Source organism: Reinekea sp., assembly GCF_046710285.1.
In the GTDB taxonomy this organism is placed as follows: domain Bacteria; phylum Pseudomonadota; class Gammaproteobacteria; order Pseudomonadales; family Natronospirillaceae; genus Reinekea.
In genome coordinates this window covers 65,572-84,602 of sequence record NZ_JBKEGY010000001.1, presented here as the reverse complement: position 1 = coordinate 84,602, position 19,031 = coordinate 65,572, and the positions used below count along the sequence as shown (strand labels likewise).

At 43.6% G+C, this 19,031-nt stretch carries 18 protein-coding genes and 1 tRNA gene; 8 read left to right on the top strand and 11 right to left on the bottom strand.

Annotated elements, in window-relative coordinates:
- Positions 1-39 precede the first annotated feature (39 nt).
- Positions 40-1,173 (bottom strand): response regulator, encoded by a 1,134-nt coding sequence (locus tag ACI882_RS00415; RefSeq protein WP_411743606.1) that lies wholly within the window; start codon positions 1,171-1,173, stop codon positions 40-42.
- 140 nt (positions 1,174-1,313) lie between these two features.
- On the opposite strand from ACI882_RS00415, the gene ACI882_RS00410 reads away from it, so the two are divergent.
- Complete coding sequence (locus tag ACI882_RS00410; RefSeq protein ID WP_411743605.1) at positions 1,314-1,637, top strand: Hpt domain-containing protein; 324 nt, start codon at positions 1,314-1,316, stop codon at positions 1,635-1,637.
- 36 nt (positions 1,638-1,673) lie between these two features.
- Here the strand turns inward: ACI882_RS00410 and ACI882_RS00405 are convergent, their stop codons facing one another.
- The 6 genes from ACI882_RS00405 to ACI882_RS00380 form a co-directional block, all read right to left on the bottom strand.
- A complete protein-coding gene (locus ACI882_RS00405) occupies positions 1,674-2,057 on the bottom strand; it encodes a response regulator (RefSeq protein ID WP_411743604.1) in 384 nt (127 codons plus the stop codon).
- A 49-nt stretch (positions 2,058-2,106) separates the two neighbouring features.
- Positions 2,107-4,548: an ATP-binding protein gene (locus ACI882_RS00400; RefSeq protein ID WP_411743603.1), complete on the bottom strand. Its 2,442-nt coding sequence runs from the start codon at positions 4,546-4,548 to the stop codon at positions 2,107-2,109.
- A 124-nt stretch (positions 4,549-4,672) separates the two neighbouring features.
- Positions 4,673-6,067 carry a sigma 54-interacting transcriptional regulator gene (locus ACI882_RS00395; RefSeq protein WP_411743602.1) on the bottom strand — a complete coding sequence of 465 codons (1,395 nt, stop codon included), beginning with the start codon at positions 6,065-6,067 and terminating at the stop codon, positions 4,673-4,675.
- On the bottom strand, positions 6,051-6,671 hold the full coding sequence (locus ACI882_RS00390; RefSeq protein ID WP_411743601.1) for a hypothetical protein: 621 nt from the start codon (positions 6,669-6,671) through the stop codon (positions 6,051-6,053). The genes ACI882_RS00395 and ACI882_RS00390 overlap by 17 nt, the downstream gene beginning before the upstream one ends.
- A gap of 15 nt (positions 6,672-6,686) precedes the next feature.
- The gene (locus tag ACI882_RS00385; protein WP_411743600.1) at positions 6,687-7,925 is read right to left on the bottom strand and encodes a sensor histidine kinase; all 1,239 of its coding nucleotides are present in this window, start codon (positions 7,923-7,925) and stop codon (positions 6,687-6,689) included.
- A 265-nt stretch (positions 7,926-8,190) separates the two neighbouring features.
- On the bottom strand, positions 8,191-8,481 hold the full coding sequence (locus tag ACI882_RS00380; protein WP_411743599.1) for a hypothetical protein: 291 nt from the start codon (positions 8,479-8,481) through the stop codon (positions 8,191-8,193).
- Positions 8,482-8,858: 377 nt separating this feature from the next.
- On the opposite strand from ACI882_RS00380, the gene ACI882_RS00375 reads away from it, so the two are divergent.
- Together ACI882_RS00375 and ACI882_RS00370 are read left to right on the top strand one after the other, a co-directional pair.
- Positions 8,859-9,281: a NifB/NifX family molybdenum-iron cluster-binding protein gene (locus ACI882_RS00375; protein WP_411743598.1), complete on the top strand. Its 423-nt coding sequence runs from the start codon at positions 8,859-8,861 to the stop codon at positions 9,279-9,281.
- 14 nt (positions 9,282-9,295) lie between these two features.
- A complete protein-coding gene (locus ACI882_RS00370) occupies positions 9,296-9,559 on the top strand; it encodes a DUF134 domain-containing protein (protein WP_411743597.1) in 264 nt (87 codons plus the stop codon).
- 45 nt (positions 9,560-9,604) lie between these two features.
- Here the strand turns inward: ACI882_RS00370 and ACI882_RS00365 are convergent, their stop codons facing one another.
- The 4 genes from ACI882_RS00365 to ACI882_RS00350 form a co-directional block, all read right to left on the bottom strand.
- Positions 9,605-10,558, bottom strand: a complete 954-nt coding sequence (locus tag ACI882_RS00365) for a hypothetical protein (RefSeq protein ID WP_411743596.1) — start codon at positions 10,556-10,558, stop codon at positions 9,605-9,607.
- Positions 10,559-10,574: 16 nt separating this feature from the next.
- Entirely contained in the window at positions 10,575-10,916 is a 342-nt protein-coding gene (locus tag ACI882_RS00360; protein WP_411743595.1) for a PadR family transcriptional regulator, read from the bottom strand.
- A gap of 382 nt (positions 10,917-11,298) precedes the next feature.
- Positions 11,299-11,385 (bottom strand) — tRNA-Leu (locus tag ACI882_RS00355).
- Between the two features lie 57 nt (positions 11,386-11,442).
- The gene (locus tag ACI882_RS00350) at positions 11,443-13,095 is read right to left on the bottom strand and encodes a putative bifunctional diguanylate cyclase/phosphodiesterase (RefSeq protein WP_411743594.1); all 1,653 of its coding nucleotides are present in this window, start codon (positions 13,093-13,095) and stop codon (positions 11,443-11,445) included.
- Positions 13,096-13,385: 290 nt separating this feature from the next.
- Here ACI882_RS00350 and queA point away from each other — a divergent pair, with 290 nt between their 5' ends.
- The 5 genes from queA to secF all read left to right on the top strand — a co-directional run bounded on the left by queA (position 13,386) and on the right by secF (position 18,941).
- On the top strand, positions 13,386-14,441 hold the full coding sequence (gene queA, locus ACI882_RS00345; protein WP_411743593.1) for a tRNA preQ1(34) S-adenosylmethionine ribosyltransferase-isomerase QueA: 1,056 nt from the start codon (positions 13,386-13,388) through the stop codon (positions 14,439-14,441).
- A gap of 14 nt (positions 14,442-14,455) precedes the next feature.
- On the top strand, positions 14,456-15,574 hold the full coding sequence (tgt, locus tag ACI882_RS00340; RefSeq protein ID WP_411746425.1) for a tRNA guanosine(34) transglycosylase Tgt: 1,119 nt from the start codon (positions 14,456-14,458) through the stop codon (positions 15,572-15,574).
- A 52-nt stretch (positions 15,575-15,626) separates the two neighbouring features.
- Positions 15,627-15,977, top strand: coding sequence for a preprotein translocase subunit YajC (gene yajC, locus ACI882_RS00335; protein WP_411745243.1), 351 nt, complete (start codon positions 15,627-15,629; stop codon positions 15,975-15,977).
- Positions 15,978-16,113: 136 nt separating this feature from the next.
- A complete protein-coding gene (gene secD / locus ACI882_RS00330; protein ID WP_411745242.1) occupies positions 16,114-17,955 on the top strand; it encodes a protein translocase subunit SecD in 1,842 nt (613 codons plus the stop codon).
- Positions 17,956-17,966: 11 nt separating this feature from the next.
- Complete coding sequence (secF, locus tag ACI882_RS00325; protein WP_411745241.1) at positions 17,967-18,941, top strand: protein translocase subunit SecF; 975 nt, start codon at positions 17,967-17,969, stop codon at positions 18,939-18,941.
- The last annotated feature ends 90 nt before the right edge of the window (positions 18,942-19,031 follow it).

The following is a 19,031-nucleotide window of genomic DNA, read 5'->3' as shown; positions in this document are numbered from 1 at the left end:
GTGGGTGCTATCTTAAGTGATAGCACCTTTTTTTATCTCTTAATTAGAATCAAGCCCAAGAAAACGTTTAAACTTCATTAACTGCTCATGGTCGGGCTGTTCTTGAGCTAATAGACCCGCTAGATGCATAATTAATAAATCGCGACGCGCGGTATCTAAAGGTGCTACAAAAACAGCACCGATAAACTCACGCATTTGTAGAGGCAGATGCCAACTAATTTTTACCGCATTACCAAAGCGCGAACTGTATTGTTGCAGCAGCTCGTCCAGAAGGCCTTCATTAAGTGATTCATCTGGTGCTGGGCACTCTTGAATAATCTCAAGCAACGCAAATTCACCCAGCCGATGCAACAGGCCCGCTGTGTAATAAGGTGCAGGATCTAATTTCAACTTGATCGCTATTTTACGCGCTTCTTCGGCCACGCGCTGGCCTTGTCTAGCATAATGTTCTATTTGTTTTTGAATAACCGGTAGACGCGCGGCACTGCCTTGGTTCAGTAATATGGCAGCGGTTTGCGCGATTGCCATAGAGACACCCATTATCGTGATTGCCTCAACCAATGTTGAAACTGAGCGTCCATATCGTTGCATCTGATTACTGTTCGCAACACTGAGCAATCGAGTCGTAATCGTTACATCATCTTTCCAAGCCTTTGCGAGTGTTTTAGCCGTCGGTAGCTCGTCTTTCCATTGCATTGACATGACGTTTTGCGCATCTGGTAGCAAAACTAGGTGATCAAGGTGCTTTACGCGCCCTTCCAACCAATGATCCCAATCAGGGGCTGTATCAGGTATTTTTAAAGAAACTTTTCGCTTAAAAAACGGTGTCAACCGGGTAAGCACATCTTCCGGAGTAAATGGCTTAACTATGTATCCATTAAGCCCAGCTCGATGACTCGCTAGGACAGAATTTCGATCGCCACGACCTGTCACCATGAAAATGGGCACATCTGAATCTTCACTGCGAATACGCCGCGCAAGCTCAAGACCCGAACCTGAGCCTTGTAAATTCCAATCACACAGCACCAAACCAATTTCTGATTTTTGCCAGATCGACCAAGCAACATCTACGCTTTCGGCTTCTTTCACCGTCACTGTTTGACTCAGGCTACTGACTATCGCTATGAGCAGTTCGCGCACGAGAGAGTCATCTTCTACGATCAGAATATTCATTATTACTGCTTCTTGCCTCGATGCTAAACGTGAAAATAGTCTATTATTAACTTTAGCTCATAATATGCGACTCTGTTCAAAATGCATAACATTAGCCAATAATTAAGGTTGGTTACTTGTTTTTTTAAGAAGAGGTATCCATGGTTTCAAACGATGTGATGGCAAAAATAGCCACACTGCGCCGGCAATTCCAAGTTCGTTTAATCGATGACTCAGAGCACCTTCGCAAACTTTGGCAGAATTGGGTCGAGCAAGGCATCGAATCAGATCGGCAACAAATATTGAATTTAACGCATTCACTTAAAGGCAGCAGTGGAACATTTGGCTTTAGCCAGATCAGCGCACAAGCCGCACTGTTAGAAGCCGCATTAGATGCGCAAAGCCAAAATAAAGCCATGGTGCAAGCCAATTTCACCGCATTATTAGCCGCTATCGATCTAGTCATTGAACAGGGCCAGTCTTAGGCAATCATTGGCCGAGCCTAAATAAGATTCTTACCTTTAATCTTGCGCCTGGCGCCAAAGCTGACGCACTTGATCAGCCAACGTAAGAGGATCAAAAGGCTTGGGAATTACTCCTATAGCCCCGAGTGCTTGATACGCCGTTATCTCACTGGGCTGCGATTTTGCCGTCATAAACACGGCCGGTACATTGGCCATACCCGGTATTAAGCGTAAGCGACGTAACGTCTCTGGCCCGTCAAGATCGGGCATCATGACATCCAGTAAAACGAGATCCGGTAAACGTGCCTCCACGGCTTCCAGACATTCCATACCTGAGGCACATTGGGTAATTTCTAAACCACCCACGTTTACCAATGCTAACGCAGCAATAGCGCGAATGTCGGGATCGTCTTCTACATGTATGACATAATGAATAGGCATCGGTTGCTTCAATTCCGTATTATTTTAATTTTGAGTACCGCTATCACCATTAGGATACCTCATTTTGAAAACACTGCACGGCTACTCTAAATTCTGTTAACCCGGGTTGAGATTCAAAACTAATGTTCCCGCCCATAGAGACCATAATGTTTTGACTAATTACAAGACCCAACCCTGTGCCACCCTTTTCGCGACTTGTTCGACTGTCGGCTTGGCTAAATCGCTGGAATATTCGATCTTTAAAATCATCAGGAACTCCTGGTCCATTATCGCTGACCGAGATCGTGACCTGGCAATGACTTACATGAGTGTTGATTGTCACCTGCCCATCTTTAGGGGAGTATTTTATGGCGTTAGAGAGTAAATTTGCCATAACCTGCTCAAACCTATTGGCGTCAACTTCGACCGCTACATCTGCAACACTGCCAACGACAACAGCGACATGGTGTAAATTTGAATAGCCGACAATATTGTCCATTGTTGTTTTTAGGAGCTGCGAAAGAGGAATCTTTTTCATATCAAAACTGATCCGTCCTGCGACCAATTTATCTAAATCAAGAAGATCATTCACTAACAAAATGAGTCTTTCGGTATTTTTAAGGGCAATACCAACCATATTACTAGCCGGCTCCGTTAGTCCGCCAAGGTGCCCAGCCGCCAATAATTTTAATGAACCAGAAATTGATGTCAGTGGTGTGCGCAACTCATGACTCACTGTAGAAACTAATTCATCTTTTAATTGCTCTATTCGTCGCTGATCACTGATATCTTCATAAATGGTCCAAAGTAAATGCCGGCTATCGACATCTAACATTTTCAAACCACGTACCCTTACTGGGTAGTGCTGGCCATTGTAACCGCTAATATCGCATTCAATCGGGCCAAACTGGTCTTGATCTGTGGTTGATTCTAATTGGCCAATTATATCTTGTTGGTTGAGCAATAAATCTTCTTTGCGCAGGTTAAGCAATGCATCTCGGCTATAGCCACTTTGGTGAGTCAATGCGTCATTTACCGCCAGTAACTCACCCGTATCGACATCTGATAAAGAGACGCCTAAAGGCGATAGTTCAAATAAACCTCGCAATCTGGATTCTCGCTGTTGCAAGAGGCGCCTATTTTGGTCCCGGACTAGCGCCGACTCTACCCACCGCCCTAACAGGCGAACAAACGCTAAATCTGTTTCACTCAAGGGTTCTTTACGGCCCTGCAAGGCAGAGAAATTCAATGTTCCATAGACTTTCGATTCAACCACTAAACGAATGCCAACATAGGTTTCAAGGTTAAACAGTATATAACAGGGGTGCTCCTCCAGCACGCTACCTGCAACTGAGTTGATAACCATTTCACCTTCATTTTCCATGACCAAGCTGCAATAGGTGCTTCCTAAAGGAAACTCATCGCCTGGGCTTAACGATTGCGTATCTGGTACCTGGCACCACTGCACCCGGTAATTACTCTTCTCTACTTTACTAATAATGCCTACATCTAGGCTGAGATGTTCACAGCCTAAAGCTAGAACTCGACTTAGTCGATCATCTAGACTGCTTTTTGCATCGGCGGCTATTTCATTCAGTTCCGCCAAAAACTTCAGTTGATCACGCAGTTTTGATTTAATATGACGATCTTCAGTGACATCTAAACTCAAACCTACCAGCCCAATTACGTCATCATACTGGTTACGAAGCGGCAATTTTGACACCCGAAACCAGGCTGAATCTCCATCTTTATTCGCACCTTTATTTTCAAGTAATAAAATGCTTTCACCGCGGTCTAATACAGCTCTATCTTCGCGTTCAGACTGATCTATTAAATTACTGGGGTAGAGGTCGCGGTCGTGCTTACCAAGTACATCGGCTTCATTGGCCAAGCCTAGATGATCCAGTTCTGCGCGGTTGGCGAGCACTTTACGCGCCTCTCTATCTTTGACGTAAATGTTCATCGGAATATTATCAATGATCGTTCTCAGCAGTTGCTCTCGGTTTTGCAATGTTTGATCAGTCTGTTCGTGGCGCTGCAACTCTAATTCAGCTAAGGCAGCATAATCTGCAAACATCTCGCGCTCTAATGGCGTCAGCACCCTTGGAACTTTATCAATCAAGCAAAGGGTCCCCATTGCAAAGCCATGACGAGAACGCAGTGGAATACCCGCATAAAACCGAACCTGGGCATCGCCTGTCACCAGAGGGTTGTCTGCGAAACGAGAATCTTTTAATGCATCGGAAATTTCAAACAGGTTTTCACCCAAGATTGCATGCCCACAAAAAGACACCGCGCGCGGTGTTTGTGTGGCGTCCAGCCCTTGCCTTGATTTAAACCATTGCCGATTCGCATCGACTAAACTCACCAATACGGTTTTAACATTTAGGGCCGCTCGGGTTAATCGGGTAATTCGGTCAAAATTCGCATCGGCTGGTGTATCTAATAAAGCCAAATTATAGAGCACGGCTAAGCGTTGTTGTTCGTTATCCGGAAATGCTGGTGCTTTCATCAATACCCTCGTCGACTTAACTTGCTACTTTTTAGTTTAGCAGCTCGACAGCATCCCAACAGAAATTAGTCTAACTTTTCTGTAACCACCTAAAATATCATCGTTAAATGGACTAATTAGAAAGTCATTGCTCCAGCTTGAAATCTTGTGCTTTAAGATTATGTTTTTTAAGTAACTTGTAGAAATCGGTTCTGTTTCTGCCTGAGACTTCTGCTGCTTTCGATACAACACCGTCAGTCATTTTTAACACGCGACTCACATAATGCCGTTCAAATTCATCTTTAGCCTCTGTTAGACTTGGCCAATAATCCGTATTTTGCAGCATTGCTTGATTGACAAGTGTGGAACTAATCACGGGAGATTGCGTTAATGCAACACACTGCTCAACCACATTTACCAGTTGTCGTATATTACCTTGCCACTGTGCTTGGCACAGCTTCAAAAGCGCATCATCTGAAAAACGTGTTGCATTGACGTTATGCTTTGATGCACTTTGTGAGAGTAGATGCCTGACTAGTACTGGGATATCTTCTGGACGCTCGCTTAAACTCGGTAGGCGCAAATTAACAACACAAATCCGATAGTACAAATCTTCTCGGAATGTTTCGTCTTTCATCGCCTCAGGTAAATCACGATGCGTTGCCGATACTACTCTAACATCTATAGGAATTGTTTCAACGCTACCCACTGGACGTATTGCCTTTTCTTGCAATACTCTCAAAAGTTTAACCTGCAATGACAATGGCATATCGCCAATTTCATCTAAAAATAACGTACCTCCTTGTGCGGCTCTAAACAAACCTTGATGCTCGCTAACGGCTCCAGAAAATGCTCCCTTTTTATGACCGAATAGCTCAGACTCTAATAAATGTTCTGGCAAAGCTCCGCAGTTTATAGCGACGAAGGGTTTACTCGCCCGACTGCTGGCCTTATGGATAGCGTTTGCTAATAACTCCTTGCCGGTGCCACTCGCGCCCGAAATGAGTATGCTGACATCCCGTGGCGCAACCATAGCTGTTTGCTCCATCAATCGTTGCATCACGGTGCTTCGATAAATAATATCTTTGTGCCAAAGTTCATTGGAGTGCATCGATGTTTGGGAGATAGCATTATTTAACGCTGCACGTAATTTTTGATGATCTATGGGTTTAGTGATAAAACCCAATGCGCCTTTTTCTGTAGCATCTACAGCCTCTGTAATAGAGCCATGGGCTGTCATCAATATAACGGGCAACGATGGCAACCGACTTGAAATGAAATCGAGCAAGTACAGGCCATCTTGGCCAGGCATTCTTAAGTCACTCAATACAACTGAAAAGGTAGAGTCGGCTAATTGTTTAATTGCAACCTCTACACTTTCTGCCACGCTAACGATGTACCCTTCACTTTCTAGACGAATACTCAACAATCGAAGTAGGCTAGGATCATCATCTACAAGCAATATTTTAGCGCCTTTAGATGTTGTGCTAGTGGAGGTTTGTATTGGGTATTCTAAGCTAGAGTCATTTTTTAGTGTCATCGGATAGATTGCCTTCTGAGTTTAATTGTTGCTCAATATTTGTTATGGCATCAATTTTTTTCTGGGCTTTTTGTAGTTCTACTTTCGTCTCAGTTAATTCTGTTTTTACGTTATTTAGGCTCTGGATGGTCAGGCTTAATTGTTCAGACTGGTCTAATATATTTTTATGAAACACCAGGTGCGTGAGTAATAACTGATCTAACGGAAAAGGGTAATTTGAAACCATCTGCTCTAACTTATTAATATTGTCCTTCCGAACGGCCAGTACCTCATTGGTATGAGTGAGTAGCAGCGCTTTCTTTAATGTATCAATTTCATCATTTGTCAGGAAAGACAACTGCTGTTGTCGCTCTAGTTCACTCAAAAAAAGTAGCGTTGCCATATAACTTTGCCATGCTAAGACATTACAAGCATTGCCAGTAAGATCAAGCGGATAAGCCAAGCAATCTGTATTATCAACCATTAATGGCTCGACTTTTGTTTCGTTAGAAACCTCTTCATTCCACAAAGTACTTTCATCGATTAACTTAGACTCAATTTGGGGATGGCTAATGCAACCTGTTAGGGCTACACATATAAAAAGTAAACTAAAAATTAATTTCACGACGTTCCCTATTGTTCAATATATAGGCAAGGTCACCGATGCCACAAAATCAAACTCTTCATCACTGCCCAATTCAACATGCCCACCCAGTAAACGGGCGCAATCATTTACAATAGACAAACCTAAACCACTGCCTCGCATTGAATCGTAACGAGGCAGTTCGGCACGATAAAAAGGTTCGAGTAAATGCGACAGGTGCTGCTGAGATACTTTCGGCCCGGTGTTTGCAACACGCAATTGAAAATACGTTAAGTTTTGTTTGAACTGAATGTGAACCTTACCACCTTGATCACCATATGCCTGAGCATTACTTAACAGATTTTCGACAATTCGTGTAAATAGTTTGTGATCAGTTGAGAATTGTGACGCAGTGCACTCAATATTAAGCTCCTGTTGACGTGCTTTGAAAGATAAGTCGTGGTTACTTTTTAATTGAGAGAGTATTTCTTGCGGGTTTAATTCAACTAGATCGGGCTCCTGCTGTTGTAAAAAATAATTATATTCTAGCAGTTGTTCGGTTAAGTTCCGTAATCGATAGGTACTGCCTTCAAGCAAACTTAATACTTCCTTTTGCTGAGCGGTTAAGGGCCCTGCTAGCTCTTCATTCAAAATGGAGCAACCTTCCTGAATACTTGATAATGGCGTTTTGAACTCATGCGATGCGTGGCGTAAAAAAGATTGCCGTAAAGCTTCTAGCTGATCGAGTCGTGTTTCAAGCCATATCAACTTTTCAAAAATGGCTTTGAATTCATTCGGTCCTGAAAAGGCGTCCAAGTGATTATCATCTTGCCTTTCTCCTGAACCAATCGCTTTTATTTTTTCCTCCAATTGCTTAACAGGCGCCGCCATACGGCCACTGATCAGAACGACAAGAAAGAAAGTAGCAAAGGCAATAGCGGTTAACCATCTGTTAACTAATTTTTGTTGCTGCTCGGTGTATTCTTGCTGTTGTTGAGTTGAAACGTCTAAATATTGCCATAAGCGTTTCATCATCTGAGCTTGGCGTGTTTTTAGGGTTGAGAAAAGAGCATCTAGTTCACCCTGTTGACTAGACACAAAACTCGATTCAAGTTTATTAATATCGGGGTTTTGGCGTTCACAAAATTCAGACTGCTCAACATCGCTAGTGCAGACTAAACGCGTTAATTGATTGTATTTTTCAATATTAGCATGTGCCAACCCAGCGAGAGGCTCTGAACTTAAGATTAAATATTGACGAATGACTCGCTCGATATCTACAAGCAGGCTGTCCATTTCGACAGCTGTGCGCACATTACTAATTGATATTTTGGTAAATTGAACTGACGAAAGGCTTACGTTTCTTTGAATAGTGTTGCTCTTCCACAATAGTAGGCACAACGGAATAAACGAGACAAAAAAACCAAGAAGTATGAGATGTCTAAGCGACAATGATTGGAAAGTGGGCTTCATAAATTTAGTATCAGAAAACAGCAAATAAAACTATGCTTAACATAACGGCATACCCTAGAATAATTCCAGAGTATACCGAGGTTTTTACTTACTTATCGTGCATAGTTATCATACTTAACTCATCGGCCGATACTAAACCATTTGCATCTGTGTCTAACACCTTGAACTCAGCTTCAGAGATATAGCCATTGCCATCTATATCTACACTAATGAAGCTCGCTGAAAGCGTTTCGAAAAGTACAGCTTCTTCGATACTGATTTGGCTATCTTGATTCACATCAATGACTCGGAACTCCAACTCGCTAGATAAAGCTTCGTCATTTGCGAAAGTTAGGCTAGATAGAGCAGTGAAAGCAGTGATTAATAATAATTTTTTCATGGTGATTCTCTCTTTAGGTGGTTAATAAATTTGCTGGCTTATTGCTAAGCGCAACATCGCTATTTCAAATCACGTGCCAGAATTTATTTATCTATAAAAATCAAAGACTTACAGTGCTTTTCCATTGTAAAACCATGAAGATAGCGCCCGAGTTGTCGCCAATGAGCAACAATTTAGCCTTGAATTAATAATTATCTAACAAAATCAATAACTTAGCGTGTCGGCTAATACCGACAATGCCATTATTACTAATCGGAAGCGATGCTCCCTCCAGTTAAAATCACTGCTAATTTATATTCCACCAATGCAATTATAATTGGCATATGCTAATTATAGGCGTATAGTTTTTGTTGATTGCACTGACTAGGAGAAATGAAATGCAAACTGCCTATCCCGCATTAAATGATCACTTTTGTAAGCACTTTAACCACGCTAACAGTTTTAAACTTGTCGATGAGCAAGGTGCTATATCAACGACTTTAAACTTGCCAACTAAGTCAGACGATTGCTCAGTTAATCACACCTGGCCTACATTGCTTAAACAGGCGAATGTTAATCGCATAGTTGTTCAGTTTATTGGCCAACGAATGTTGGATCGGTTTCTTCAGGCCGGATTTACAGTTGAACAAGCACCTAGAGGTACAATTGAAATTAATGCAACCGTAATGGCGGCCACCAAGCAATTGTCACTTGGGGATGGCCATGCTTCTCCAAAATTCGAAAAGAAACTAAAGCAAGGTAAGCAATGCTGTCATGGCACAAATAGCAGCTGCAATTCAACACACAGTTGTCAAGATTAATGCCTAGAAAAAAAATGGCACGCCGGATCGAATGTTCAGCACCCTATACATGCTTCAAACCAAATGGAGTGCCTCTAAAATTACTTGAACGGCAAACCTTAGCGGCTGATGAGCTAGAAGCTATTCGCTTAGTAGATTTAGAAGGAATGCAGCAAATTGAAGCAGCCACAGAAATGGCTGTTTCAAGACAAACGCTGGCATTGATCTTAAAGTCAGGCAGAAAAAAAGTGAGCGCAAGCTTAGTACTCGGTCAAGCGTTGTTTTTAGAAAAAATATAGCTGTAACGACTACCTAACTTTTCGTTCGCGCGCGACAATTCGCTTTTAATTTACTCTCTTAGCGAATAGGTGATACAGGTGTGTTACGACATCCCAACCAATGATGACGATGGCGATTATCAACGCTATTTCTACACCGGTATTCACCCCAAGCATAAAGTCATCTAAAGGAGCTTGTTCTGGGTTACTAACTACCGTCAATAACTGTTCGGACTTTAGCGTAGCGGCTAGTACTGCAATCCAAACTAAGTTTAAAGTCACATTGGCGATTCTTAACCCGTTTTGCCACCAGCCTTGAACCAGTTTCGTCGCAGCTAAAAGTATATCAAGAACCAGTAGTAAGACGATTCCGCCAACTAACAGTTCAGAAATATTCAACGATACATCAGTTAACCAAACACCCTCATGGCGAATCATACTAGGAAGATCTATCGCACCTGTTATCCACAAAAGCATAATTACTGATACGTTAAGTTCAATCAGCGCTTCAAGTTTGGGAATTCTTCTGCTTTGGTTTTGTTGCAGCAGCGTACGAGCATTCCACTTGTCAAGCCAACTCGCGCGCTCACCCATACGCTCTAAAATCACAAATATAAAACCAATAAGCAACAATGCCTTCATGAAAGTACTAGGGGCACCTAGAACACTTTGCAATAACGGCTTAAATAGCTCATCTGAACTCCACACGCCGAGTGCAAATAAACCGACATGAATCACTGCAACCACTAACGCAGCAATTTTAATGGTTTCTATAAAGCTTAAATACAAACCGGGACCAATGAGGTACATAGGCTCATCTTGACCAATGCGTGTCGCCATGCGAATAGGGTGCGGTAGCTGCTGAATAAATTCCACAGGGTCCTTTTGGCTTTCAGGACTACTCTCTAGCTCCTCGAATTGTTCCGATAACGAATCAAACAACTCATCTGCGGTTTCTTGTCTAAGTTTTGCAGGCAAATAACTAGCGACTTTGTCGGCATACGCGCGAATCATATCCATGATTGTTCTCCTGTCTTCAATCTAGAATTCGGTGAATAGTGACATTCATTGCTTGCCATTCCTCACTCAATGCGGTTAGAACATCTAGGCCAAGTACGTTGAGCTGGTAGAACCGCTTTTTGCGATTACTTTCAACCCGCCATTCACTGTCGAGCAGACCTTGTTTTTGCAAACGACGAATTAAAGGATACAAAGTGCCCTCATCCATGGGTAAGCCTTTATCTTCAAGGCTTTTACGCAAAGAATAACCATAGTGTTCCTCACGAAGCTGACCCAATACCGCTATTACAATCACCCCACGCCTAAGCTCTAAGCGCATTTTTTCAAGCACATCCTGAAACTCTATACTGGTTGCCATATACTGTGTACCACATAGTGTATGGCAGCCAGTATAATTAGAAATGTGGCGAGAGCAAGGTTTGGGTGAAAAATATACGATGACAGTTATTGCCTTAAGACACTGCTGTCCCTTAAATATCTCAGACCTTACGCGGGGTTCAGCGGCTCACCACTTGAAATGTCGGTCGCCATAAACCCGTCCAAGGGGGCTTTATAGAAACATCCATGTTTCAATCAATGGGCCGCTTCTAAACTATGGGACAGCAGTGGCCTTAAGGACCATTTTTTTCGAATGGAGGCTGGATAGATGCTTAAGTATGGGGCGTAATGATAATGTGGATTGAATTCAAGAGAGACAGGCACAAAAAAAGCCAATCTTTTCAGATCAGCTTTTAGAGCAATGGTACCAGCGGCCGGACTCGAACCGGCACGCTTTTAAGGGCGCGGGATTTTGAATCCCGTGTGTCTACCAATTTCACCACGCTGGCAACGTGGGCGGTATTCTATGGAATTTTTCTTTTGTGTCAAGCACTTAGGGAAATAATCTACAGGTCTTTAAGCGGTGCCATGAGCCGTTGGTGCCATGGCTGGGGTCTGGCTAGGCCGTAACCTTGGCCTGTTTGGCAGCCCAGCTGGCGTAGTCTTTCGAACTGCTCTGGGGTTTCGATGCCTTCGGCTAACACCTCAATGCCTAAGGCATTGGCCATGGATAAAATTGCATAAATTATCTGGTCTTCTTTACGGGATTGGGTTTGCGTTTGCAAAAATTGGCGATCAATTTTTAGTTTATCAATAGGCAGTGAGTGTAAGTAGGCTAAGCAAGAATATCCGGTTCCGAAATCATCTATGGCTATACGTATGCCCAGTTCGCGCCACTGTGTGAACTGCTCGATGACGGTGTCACTTAATGTCATGAGTTGGGATTCAATCACTTCGAGCTCTAACTGCCAATTTGCAGCTTTGACCTTGTTATTTAGCGTAAGTATAAGTGCTTTAAAGGCTTCGTCGTCTATTTGCTGCACCGATACGTTAACCGCCAGAATAGGCTTAAAACCCTTCTCCCAAGAGCACCATGACAAGACATCTCGTTCAATAAGGGCAAACATACGAGCGGAGTGCAGGTTTATTAGGCCACGCGCCTCGGCTAGCGCTATGAACTCATCGGGTGGCACCGTGCCTAGCTCAGGCGAGTTCCAGCGAGAGAGCACTTCAACACCGCTAAATGCGCCTGTTTGTAAATTGTACAGCGGCTGATAAGCGGCACTGAATTGCTCAGGTTCATATTGTAGAGAATTGCGCAATGATTCTACTATGCGCTGCTGATTCTCAGTTTTGAGTGATTGCTTACGATCAAAGAGTTGAAATTGTGCTCGGCCACTTTTTTTGGCAGCAAACATAGCCTTTTCGGCATTGATTAGCAGTTGCTGCTCTGTCATGCCTTGTTCAGGGTAAAATGCGATGCCTATTGAAATTGAGACCTGGAAGGTTTGTCGCTCTACCGAAACGGGCCGTTCAAATGAGCGCATTAAGCGATGGCACAGGTACTGCATTTCGTGATCTTCGCCGTATTCGACCACGGCTGCAAATTCATCTCCAGACAGTCTAGCCAACACATCGCTCTTACGCAGCATCTGGCGAATTTTTTCTGCGCAGGCATTTAGTAGCTTGTCACCGGTTTCATGACCATACAGCTCGTTGATATCTTTAAAATGATCAAGGTCAAAATACAAGATCGCGAAATCAGGGTCTTTATCAACAGAGGCTATCCGTTGCCTAAGGCGCTCCAAAAAAGAATAGCGATTAGGTAACGAGGTTAGTGGATCATTTTGGTGGATAAACTTTATAGCTGGCGTACTCACAAGTACGTTAAATTCAAATATGCCAACAAAGCGCTGTTTATTCTCGCTATTTAACGAAGTGAGGGTTAACTGCAGTGATTGTGAACCATAAGTAGTGGACTGAATGATGGTTTGCCAGTGACCTTCTTCAGCTATTGCGCGACAAATGAGACGCGCATCAAACAACTCTGTTTTAGGTAGTAAGGAAGGCAAGCTAACCAAAGACAACGAAACATGCTCAGAAAACTGTAAATTAGCGTATAACAGCTGGAAGTTTTCATCGAATACAGCAACAGGCTGCGCGAGCTCATCGACGATGTCACGATAACTGGGCTGATAAAGAGCTTCACTTCGCCGCACTACAATTAAACCTTTTAACTTGATACCTGAAACGTCAACGAAATTTCTTAATTACGTTTTTCAATTTAGCTAAGATTATTGAGCGTTCTTTCGTATGAATTCAACAACTTACTAATACAAGGTGATAACTTATCAAGCAATCTACTACAGAAAGTTACATGAATGCCAGTGCCTTTTTATAACCACGAGTGTTCTTCATGGCCATGACGCAAATATATCCTCTGCGCATGGAGCCTTTGGCACATTTCAGTTAGAATAGGCGCCCTTTTATTGAGCCGTCTTAGAATTTCATGCAAGTCACCGATTTTGATTTCCAATTACCCGATGCCCAAATTGCTCGGCACCCTACGCCAAACCGCACGGGAAGCCGCTTGCTGCATCTTGATGGATTGTCTGGGCAGTGCCAACATTTGAACTTTCCCGATATTGAATCTCTGGTAAATCCTGGCGATTTACTGGTGTTCAACAATACTCGTGTTATTCCTGCACGTCTGTTTGGGCAAAAAGTATCCGGGGGTAAAGTTGAAGTCTTAGTTGAACGCATGATTTCTGATCATGAAGCTGTTGCCCATGTTCGCTGCAATAAAAGCCCGAAAGCCGGTACTTTGCTGCAAATGGAGGGTGGTATTGAGCTAGAAGTAACCGGGCGAGATGAAAATCTATTTTGTCTACGCTGCTTAAACGACCAACCACTAGTAGATTTACTCGAAACCCACGGCCACATGCCGCTGCCACCTTATTTAGAGCGCGAAGACAATGACTCCGATCGCGAGCGTTACCAAACCGTTTATGCCGCGCAAAAAGGCGCGGTTGCCGCACCCACAGCTGGGCTGCATTTTGATGATGCTATTCTTGCGAAACTTAAAGAAAAGGGCGTAAACACGGCCTTTGTGACCTTGCATGTAGGCGCAGGCACTTTTCAACCTGTGAAGGCGGACAAGCTTGAAGACCATACTATGCATGCTGAATGGATAGACGTGCCTGAAGCCGTGGTTAAGCAAATTAAGCAAACCAAAGCCGCGGGCGGTCGAGTCATTGCTGTCGGTACTACCAGTGTTCGCTCATTAGAAAGCGCCTCTCAAAGCGGACAAATAGCCACCTTTACGGGTGATACCCGTATTTTTATTTACCCTGGCTATCAATACAAAACGGTTGATGCCATGTTAACTAACTTTCACCTGCCTAAATCGACTTTGATTATGCTGGTGAGTGCCTTTGCCGGCACTGAACACGTTATGGCAGCTTACCAAAGCGCCATTGCCAATAAATATCGTTTCTTTAGTTATGGCGATGCTATGTTTGTGACCAAAAACACCACTCTAGCCGCACAAGAGGATAACCCATGAGCCGCAGCTGCTTTATGAAATTTGCACTACATAATACCGATGGCAAGGCCCGCCGCGGCACCTTAACTTTTCCTCGTGGCGAAGTACAAACCCCTGCCTTTATGCCGGTAGGCACTTATGGAACGGTTAAGGGCATGACCCCGAAAGACATTAAAGAAACCGGCGCTGAGATTATCCTCGGTAATACTTTTCACCTAATGCTGCGCCCTGGCACACAAGTGATCAGTGAGCATGGTGATTTGCATGATTTTGCTCAATGGGACAAGCCAATTCTAACCGATTCAGGCGGCTTCCAAGTATTTTCATTGGGCAAACTGCGCAAAATTACTGAAGATGGCGTCACGTTTCAATCGCCCGTCAACGGCTCTAAAGTACACATGACACCCGAAAGCAGCATGGAAGTTCAACGCGCCCTCGGCTCTGATGTCGTGATGATATTTGATGAATGCACGCCATACCCTGCTACTCACCAAGAAGCTAAAAAGTCGATGCAAATGAGCCTTCGTTGGGCCAAACGCTCTAAAGAAGCGCACGGCGACAGCCCTTCAGCGCTTTTCGGCATTATTCAAGGTGGCATGTACGAAGACTTACGCGAAGAGAGCCTTAAAGGGCTAGACGAAATAGATTTTGATGGCTACGCCATTGGCGGCTTAAGCGTTGGCGAACCTAAAGATGAAATGATCAAGGTTCTAGATTACTTACCCGCGAAAATGCCCGAAGATAAGCCACGCTACTTAATGGGTGTAGGTAAGCCAGAAGACTTAGTTGAAGGCGTGCGTCGCGGTGTCGATATGTTCGATTGCGTCATGCCAACCCGAAATGCCCGCAACGGCCATCTCTTTGTAACTGATGGTGTTGTTAAGATTCGCAACGCTAAACACCGACACGACACCACCTCATTAGACCCTGAATGTGATTGCTATACATGTAAAAACTTCAGTAAAGCCTATTTATATCACCTAGATAAATGTGGTGAAATGCTTGGCGCTCAATTAAACACTATACATAACCTGCGTTACTATCAGCGCCTTATGGCAGATTTACGCTTGGCTATTGAAGAAAATCGGCTTGATGAATACGTGAATGGCTTTTATGCTCTTCGCGGCTTGGAAACGCCGGCTTTGGCACCATAAAGAATAACGATTGATCAAATTAATAACTAAAACTAGATATTGGAGTATAACCATGAAAAAAATCTTTGCGGCCTTATTGGCTTTAGCCCCGGTAGCAGCGCTTGCTCAAACCGTACCTGCACAACCAAGCCCTTGGCAGCTTCCTATTATGCTGGGTATTTTCTTCGTTATTTTCTGGTTCATGGTTTGGCGTCCACAGTCAAAGCGCGCTAAAGAGCATAAGCAATTGTTAAGTGCTATTGGTAAAGGCGATGAAGTTGTTACAACAGCCGGTATCGCGGGTAAAGTAACCAAGGTTACCGATGATTATGTCCAGGTTGAAGTATCGCCTAACGTTGTCTTATCTTTCCAAAAAGGTGCTATTTCTGCAACCTTGCCTAAAGGCACCCTAAAAGCTATTTAATTCGTTAATCGGCTGCGATACGTAAACGATGCGTTAGTAGAAACCTGACTAGAGTCGGGTTTTTATTTTACTGACTCTGTCGTTGGTAAAATAAAAACCTGCACAAACGTAGCCATCTTGAAAGCAAGGAAACACCATGCTCAATAAATACCCTTTGTGGAAATACGTATTAATCGGCTTAGTGCTGGTTTTAGGTATTTACTACAGCCTACCCAATTTATACCCAAATGACCCTGCTATCCAAATTCGTGGTGCCAGCGCTGGCTTAGTTGTAACTGACGTCACTTTAAATAAAGCTGAATCTGTTTTAGATGAAGCGAACATTGAACATTTTGGCGGCGAAATACAATCTCAATCTATATTGCTTCGATTAACTAGCAATGAAGACCAATTATTGGCCAAAGCAGCCCTACAAAAGGGTTTAGGCAACGACTACGTTATCGCGCTTAACCTAGCGCCTACCACACCAAGCTGGCTAACTGCTTTTGGTGGCAAGCCAATGGCACTCGGTTTAGACCTTTCTGGTGGTGTTCACTTCTTAATGGAAGTAGACATGGACAAGTACCTTGCCTCTCGCCTTGCTAACTTTGAAGCGGACATTAAGCGTAACTTACGCACCGAATCAATTCGTTACCGCGCTATTGATGTCACCGGTGACCGCACCATCCAAGTCATTCTTGCCGATGAAGGTCATCAAGACGCGGCGAATACTTGGCTCAACCGTAACCTTAGTGAATTTACTCGCTCCAATGCGACAGCACGTGATTTACCGGCAATCAACCTCACCTTGACTGATGCCGCGGTTACCGCCATGGAAGATTACGCGATTAAGCAAAACCAAACGACTTTAAGTAACCGTGTAAATGAAATTGGTGTTAGTGAGCCATTAGTTCAACGTCAAGGTCGTAACCGCATTGTGGTAGAGCTACCAGGTGAGCAGGATACCGCTCGCGCTAAGAACATTTTAGGTAAATCAGCCAATCTTGAATACCGCATGGAATCTCAAGACGGTGATGGCGAAATTTATCAGTTTAAAGACAGTAACCGAACCGCAATGTTAAGCCGCGACATTATTGTTACCGGTGAGAACGTTGTGAACGCCAGCGTGACCTACGATCAAAACGGTTCTCCTTCTGTTTCTGTCACGTTAGACAGCGTGGGTGGTGCTCGCATGGGCCAGAACACGAAAAACAACGTTGGTAAATTGATGGGCGTTTTGTTCATTGAACAAAAAGCAGAGCTATTAGGCTATGAAACCGTCAACGGCTCTCAAGTTCCTCAATATCGAAACTACGAAACAAAAGAAATTATTTCGCTAGCGACCATCCAAGGTATCTTCTCATCACAGTTCCAAGTGACAGGGTTAGATAGCACAGAAGAAGCCGCTGAATTGGCTCTATTGTTAAGAGCCGGTGCTCTTGCTGCACCCATGACTTTTGTTGAAGAACGTACCGTTGGGCCAAGCTTAGGTGCAGAAAATATCCGCACTGGGTTGCTCTCTGTTGTTATTGGTTTTGGTTTAGTTATTTTGTTTATGCTGGGCTTCTACAAAGTATTTGGCATATTCGCAGCTGCAGCACTTACGGCTAACCTATTCCTCATGATGGCCGTTATGTCTATATTGGGCGCAACACTGACCTTACCGGGCATTGCTGGTATCGTATTAACGGTAGGTATGGCAGTCGATGCTAACGTACTTATTTTCTCTCGAATCAAAGAAGAACTAGCCGCCGGAAAACCTCCACAAACAGCCATTGACTCTGGTTATGGCAATGCCTTCTCGACAATTTTGGATGCCAACCTAACCACCTTAATTGTTGCAATTATACTCTACGCAATTGGTACCGGCTCTGTGAAGGGGTTTGCGATTACATTATCGGTCGGTATTTTAACATCCATGTTTACTGCCATCTTATTAACTCGCGCGCTAGCCAATTTGGTTTATGGCGGTCGCGTAGTTAAAAAGCTGTCTATTTAAGGAGCCTCAAGATGACAGATGTAAAAGTTTTAAATTTCATGGGCAAGCGAACATATGCCCTTGTTTTTTCGGTGGTCTTACTAATCGTTTCCATTGGCTCACTTGCCATTAATGGCCTAAATTTTGGCTTAGACTTCACCGGCGGCGTTCAAATTGAACTCGGCTTTGAAGAGGCTGCAAATTTAGACCAGATAAGAAACACATTGAATGCTCAAGGGTATCGCGATGTAAACGTGAAGTTCTTCGGCAACAACACCGATGTCTTAATCAACATGCAAGAAGACAACAACCCGCAGTTAGGCGAGCAAGTATTAGCGCTGGTTCAGCAAGACCAAGCCAATGTGCAATTGCGCCGAAATGAGTTTGTTGGCCCTCAAGTTGGTGAAGAATTAGCGAACAATGGTGGCATAGGCATGATCGTCGCCCTAGGCTTGGTGATGATTTACATCGCCTTTCGCTTTCAATTTAAGTTTGCGGTTGGTGCCGTCACAGCCTTGATTCACGATGTCATTATTGTGATTGGATTTTTCTCTATCACACAAATGGCCTTCGATTTAACCGTACTCGCTGCCGTATTAGCGGTGATCGGTTACTCATTGAATGACACCATCGTTGTAGCAGACCGTATTCGTGAGAACTTTCGCGTAATTCGTCGAGATGATACGGAATACCTTATTAATATTTCACTGTCTCAAACCTTAGGGCGAACCTTAATAACCTCGTTAACAACACTGTTAGTGTTATTGGCACTGGCTCTATTCGGTGGCGAGTTGATTCGTGGATTTGCTGTTGCGCTCATGGTGGGTGTTGGCATTGGTACCTACTCTTCTATATATGTTTCAGCCAATATCTTAATGCTAATGAAGCTAACCAAGGAAGATATGATTCCTCAGGAAAAAGAAGCGATTGATACCGATGAAGTCCCTACCTGGTTAAAAGACATTGAAGGCGACGAAGACGAAACGCTTGAGGACCAGAAACAATAAACCTAGCTGGTTTTTAAACAAAGAAGAGGGCGAATTATTCGCCCTTTTTTATTGCCTGCACGAAAGCCCACCAAGACAGCCTCGCCTTCA

Bases quoted from the DNA above. Each gene is read 5' to 3' on its own strand.
- ACI882_RS00415 (WP_411743606.1), bottom strand. From the start codon at position 1,173: ATGAATATTCTGATCGTAGAAGATGACTCTCTCGTGCGCGAACTGCTC.
- ACI882_RS00410 (WP_411743605.1), top strand. From the start codon at position 1,314: ATGGTTTCAAACGATGTGATGGCAAAAATAGCCACACTGCGCCGGCAA.
- ACI882_RS00405 (WP_411743604.1), bottom strand. From the start codon at position 2,057: ATGCCTATTCATTATGTCATACATGTAGAAGACGATCCCGACATTCGC.
- ACI882_RS00400 (WP_411743603.1), bottom strand. From the start codon at position 4,548: ATGAAAGCACCAGCATTTCCGGATAACGAACAACAACGCTTAGCCGTG.
- ACI882_RS00395 (WP_411743602.1), bottom strand. From the start codon at position 6,067: ATGACACTAAAAAATGACTCTAGCTTAGAATACCCAATACAAACCTCC.
- ACI882_RS00385 (WP_411743600.1), bottom strand. From the start codon at position 7,925: ATGGACAGCCTGCTTGTAGATATCGAGCGAGTCATTCGTCAATATTTA.
- ACI882_RS00380 (WP_411743599.1), bottom strand. From the start codon at position 8,481: ATGAAAAAATTATTATTAATCACTGCTTTCACTGCTCTATCTAGCCTA.
- ACI882_RS00375 (WP_411743598.1), top strand. From the start codon at position 8,859: ATGCAAACTGCCTATCCCGCATTAAATGATCACTTTTGTAAGCACTTT.
- ACI882_RS00370 (WP_411743597.1), top strand. From the start codon at position 9,296: ATGGCACGCCGGATCGAATGTTCAGCACCCTATACATGCTTCAAACCA.
- ACI882_RS00365 (WP_411743596.1), bottom strand. From the start codon at position 10,558: ATGGATATGATTCGCGCGTATGCCGACAAAGTCGCTAGTTATTTGCCT.
- ACI882_RS00360 (WP_411743595.1), bottom strand. From the start codon at position 10,916: ATGGCAACCAGTATAGAGTTTCAGGATGTGCTTGAAAAAATGCGCTTA.
- queA (WP_411743593.1), top strand. From the start codon at position 13,386: ATGCAAGTCACCGATTTTGATTTCCAATTACCCGATGCCCAAATTGCT.
- tgt (WP_411746425.1), top strand. From the start codon at position 14,456: ATGAAATTTGCACTACATAATACCGATGGCAAGGCCCGCCGCGGCACC.
- yajC (WP_411745243.1), top strand. From the start codon at position 15,627: ATGAAAAAAATCTTTGCGGCCTTATTGGCTTTAGCCCCGGTAGCAGCG.
- secD (WP_411745242.1), top strand. From the start codon at position 16,114: ATGCTCAATAAATACCCTTTGTGGAAATACGTATTAATCGGCTTAGTG.
- secF (WP_411745241.1), top strand. From the start codon at position 17,967: ATGACAGATGTAAAAGTTTTAAATTTCATGGGCAAGCGAACATATGCC.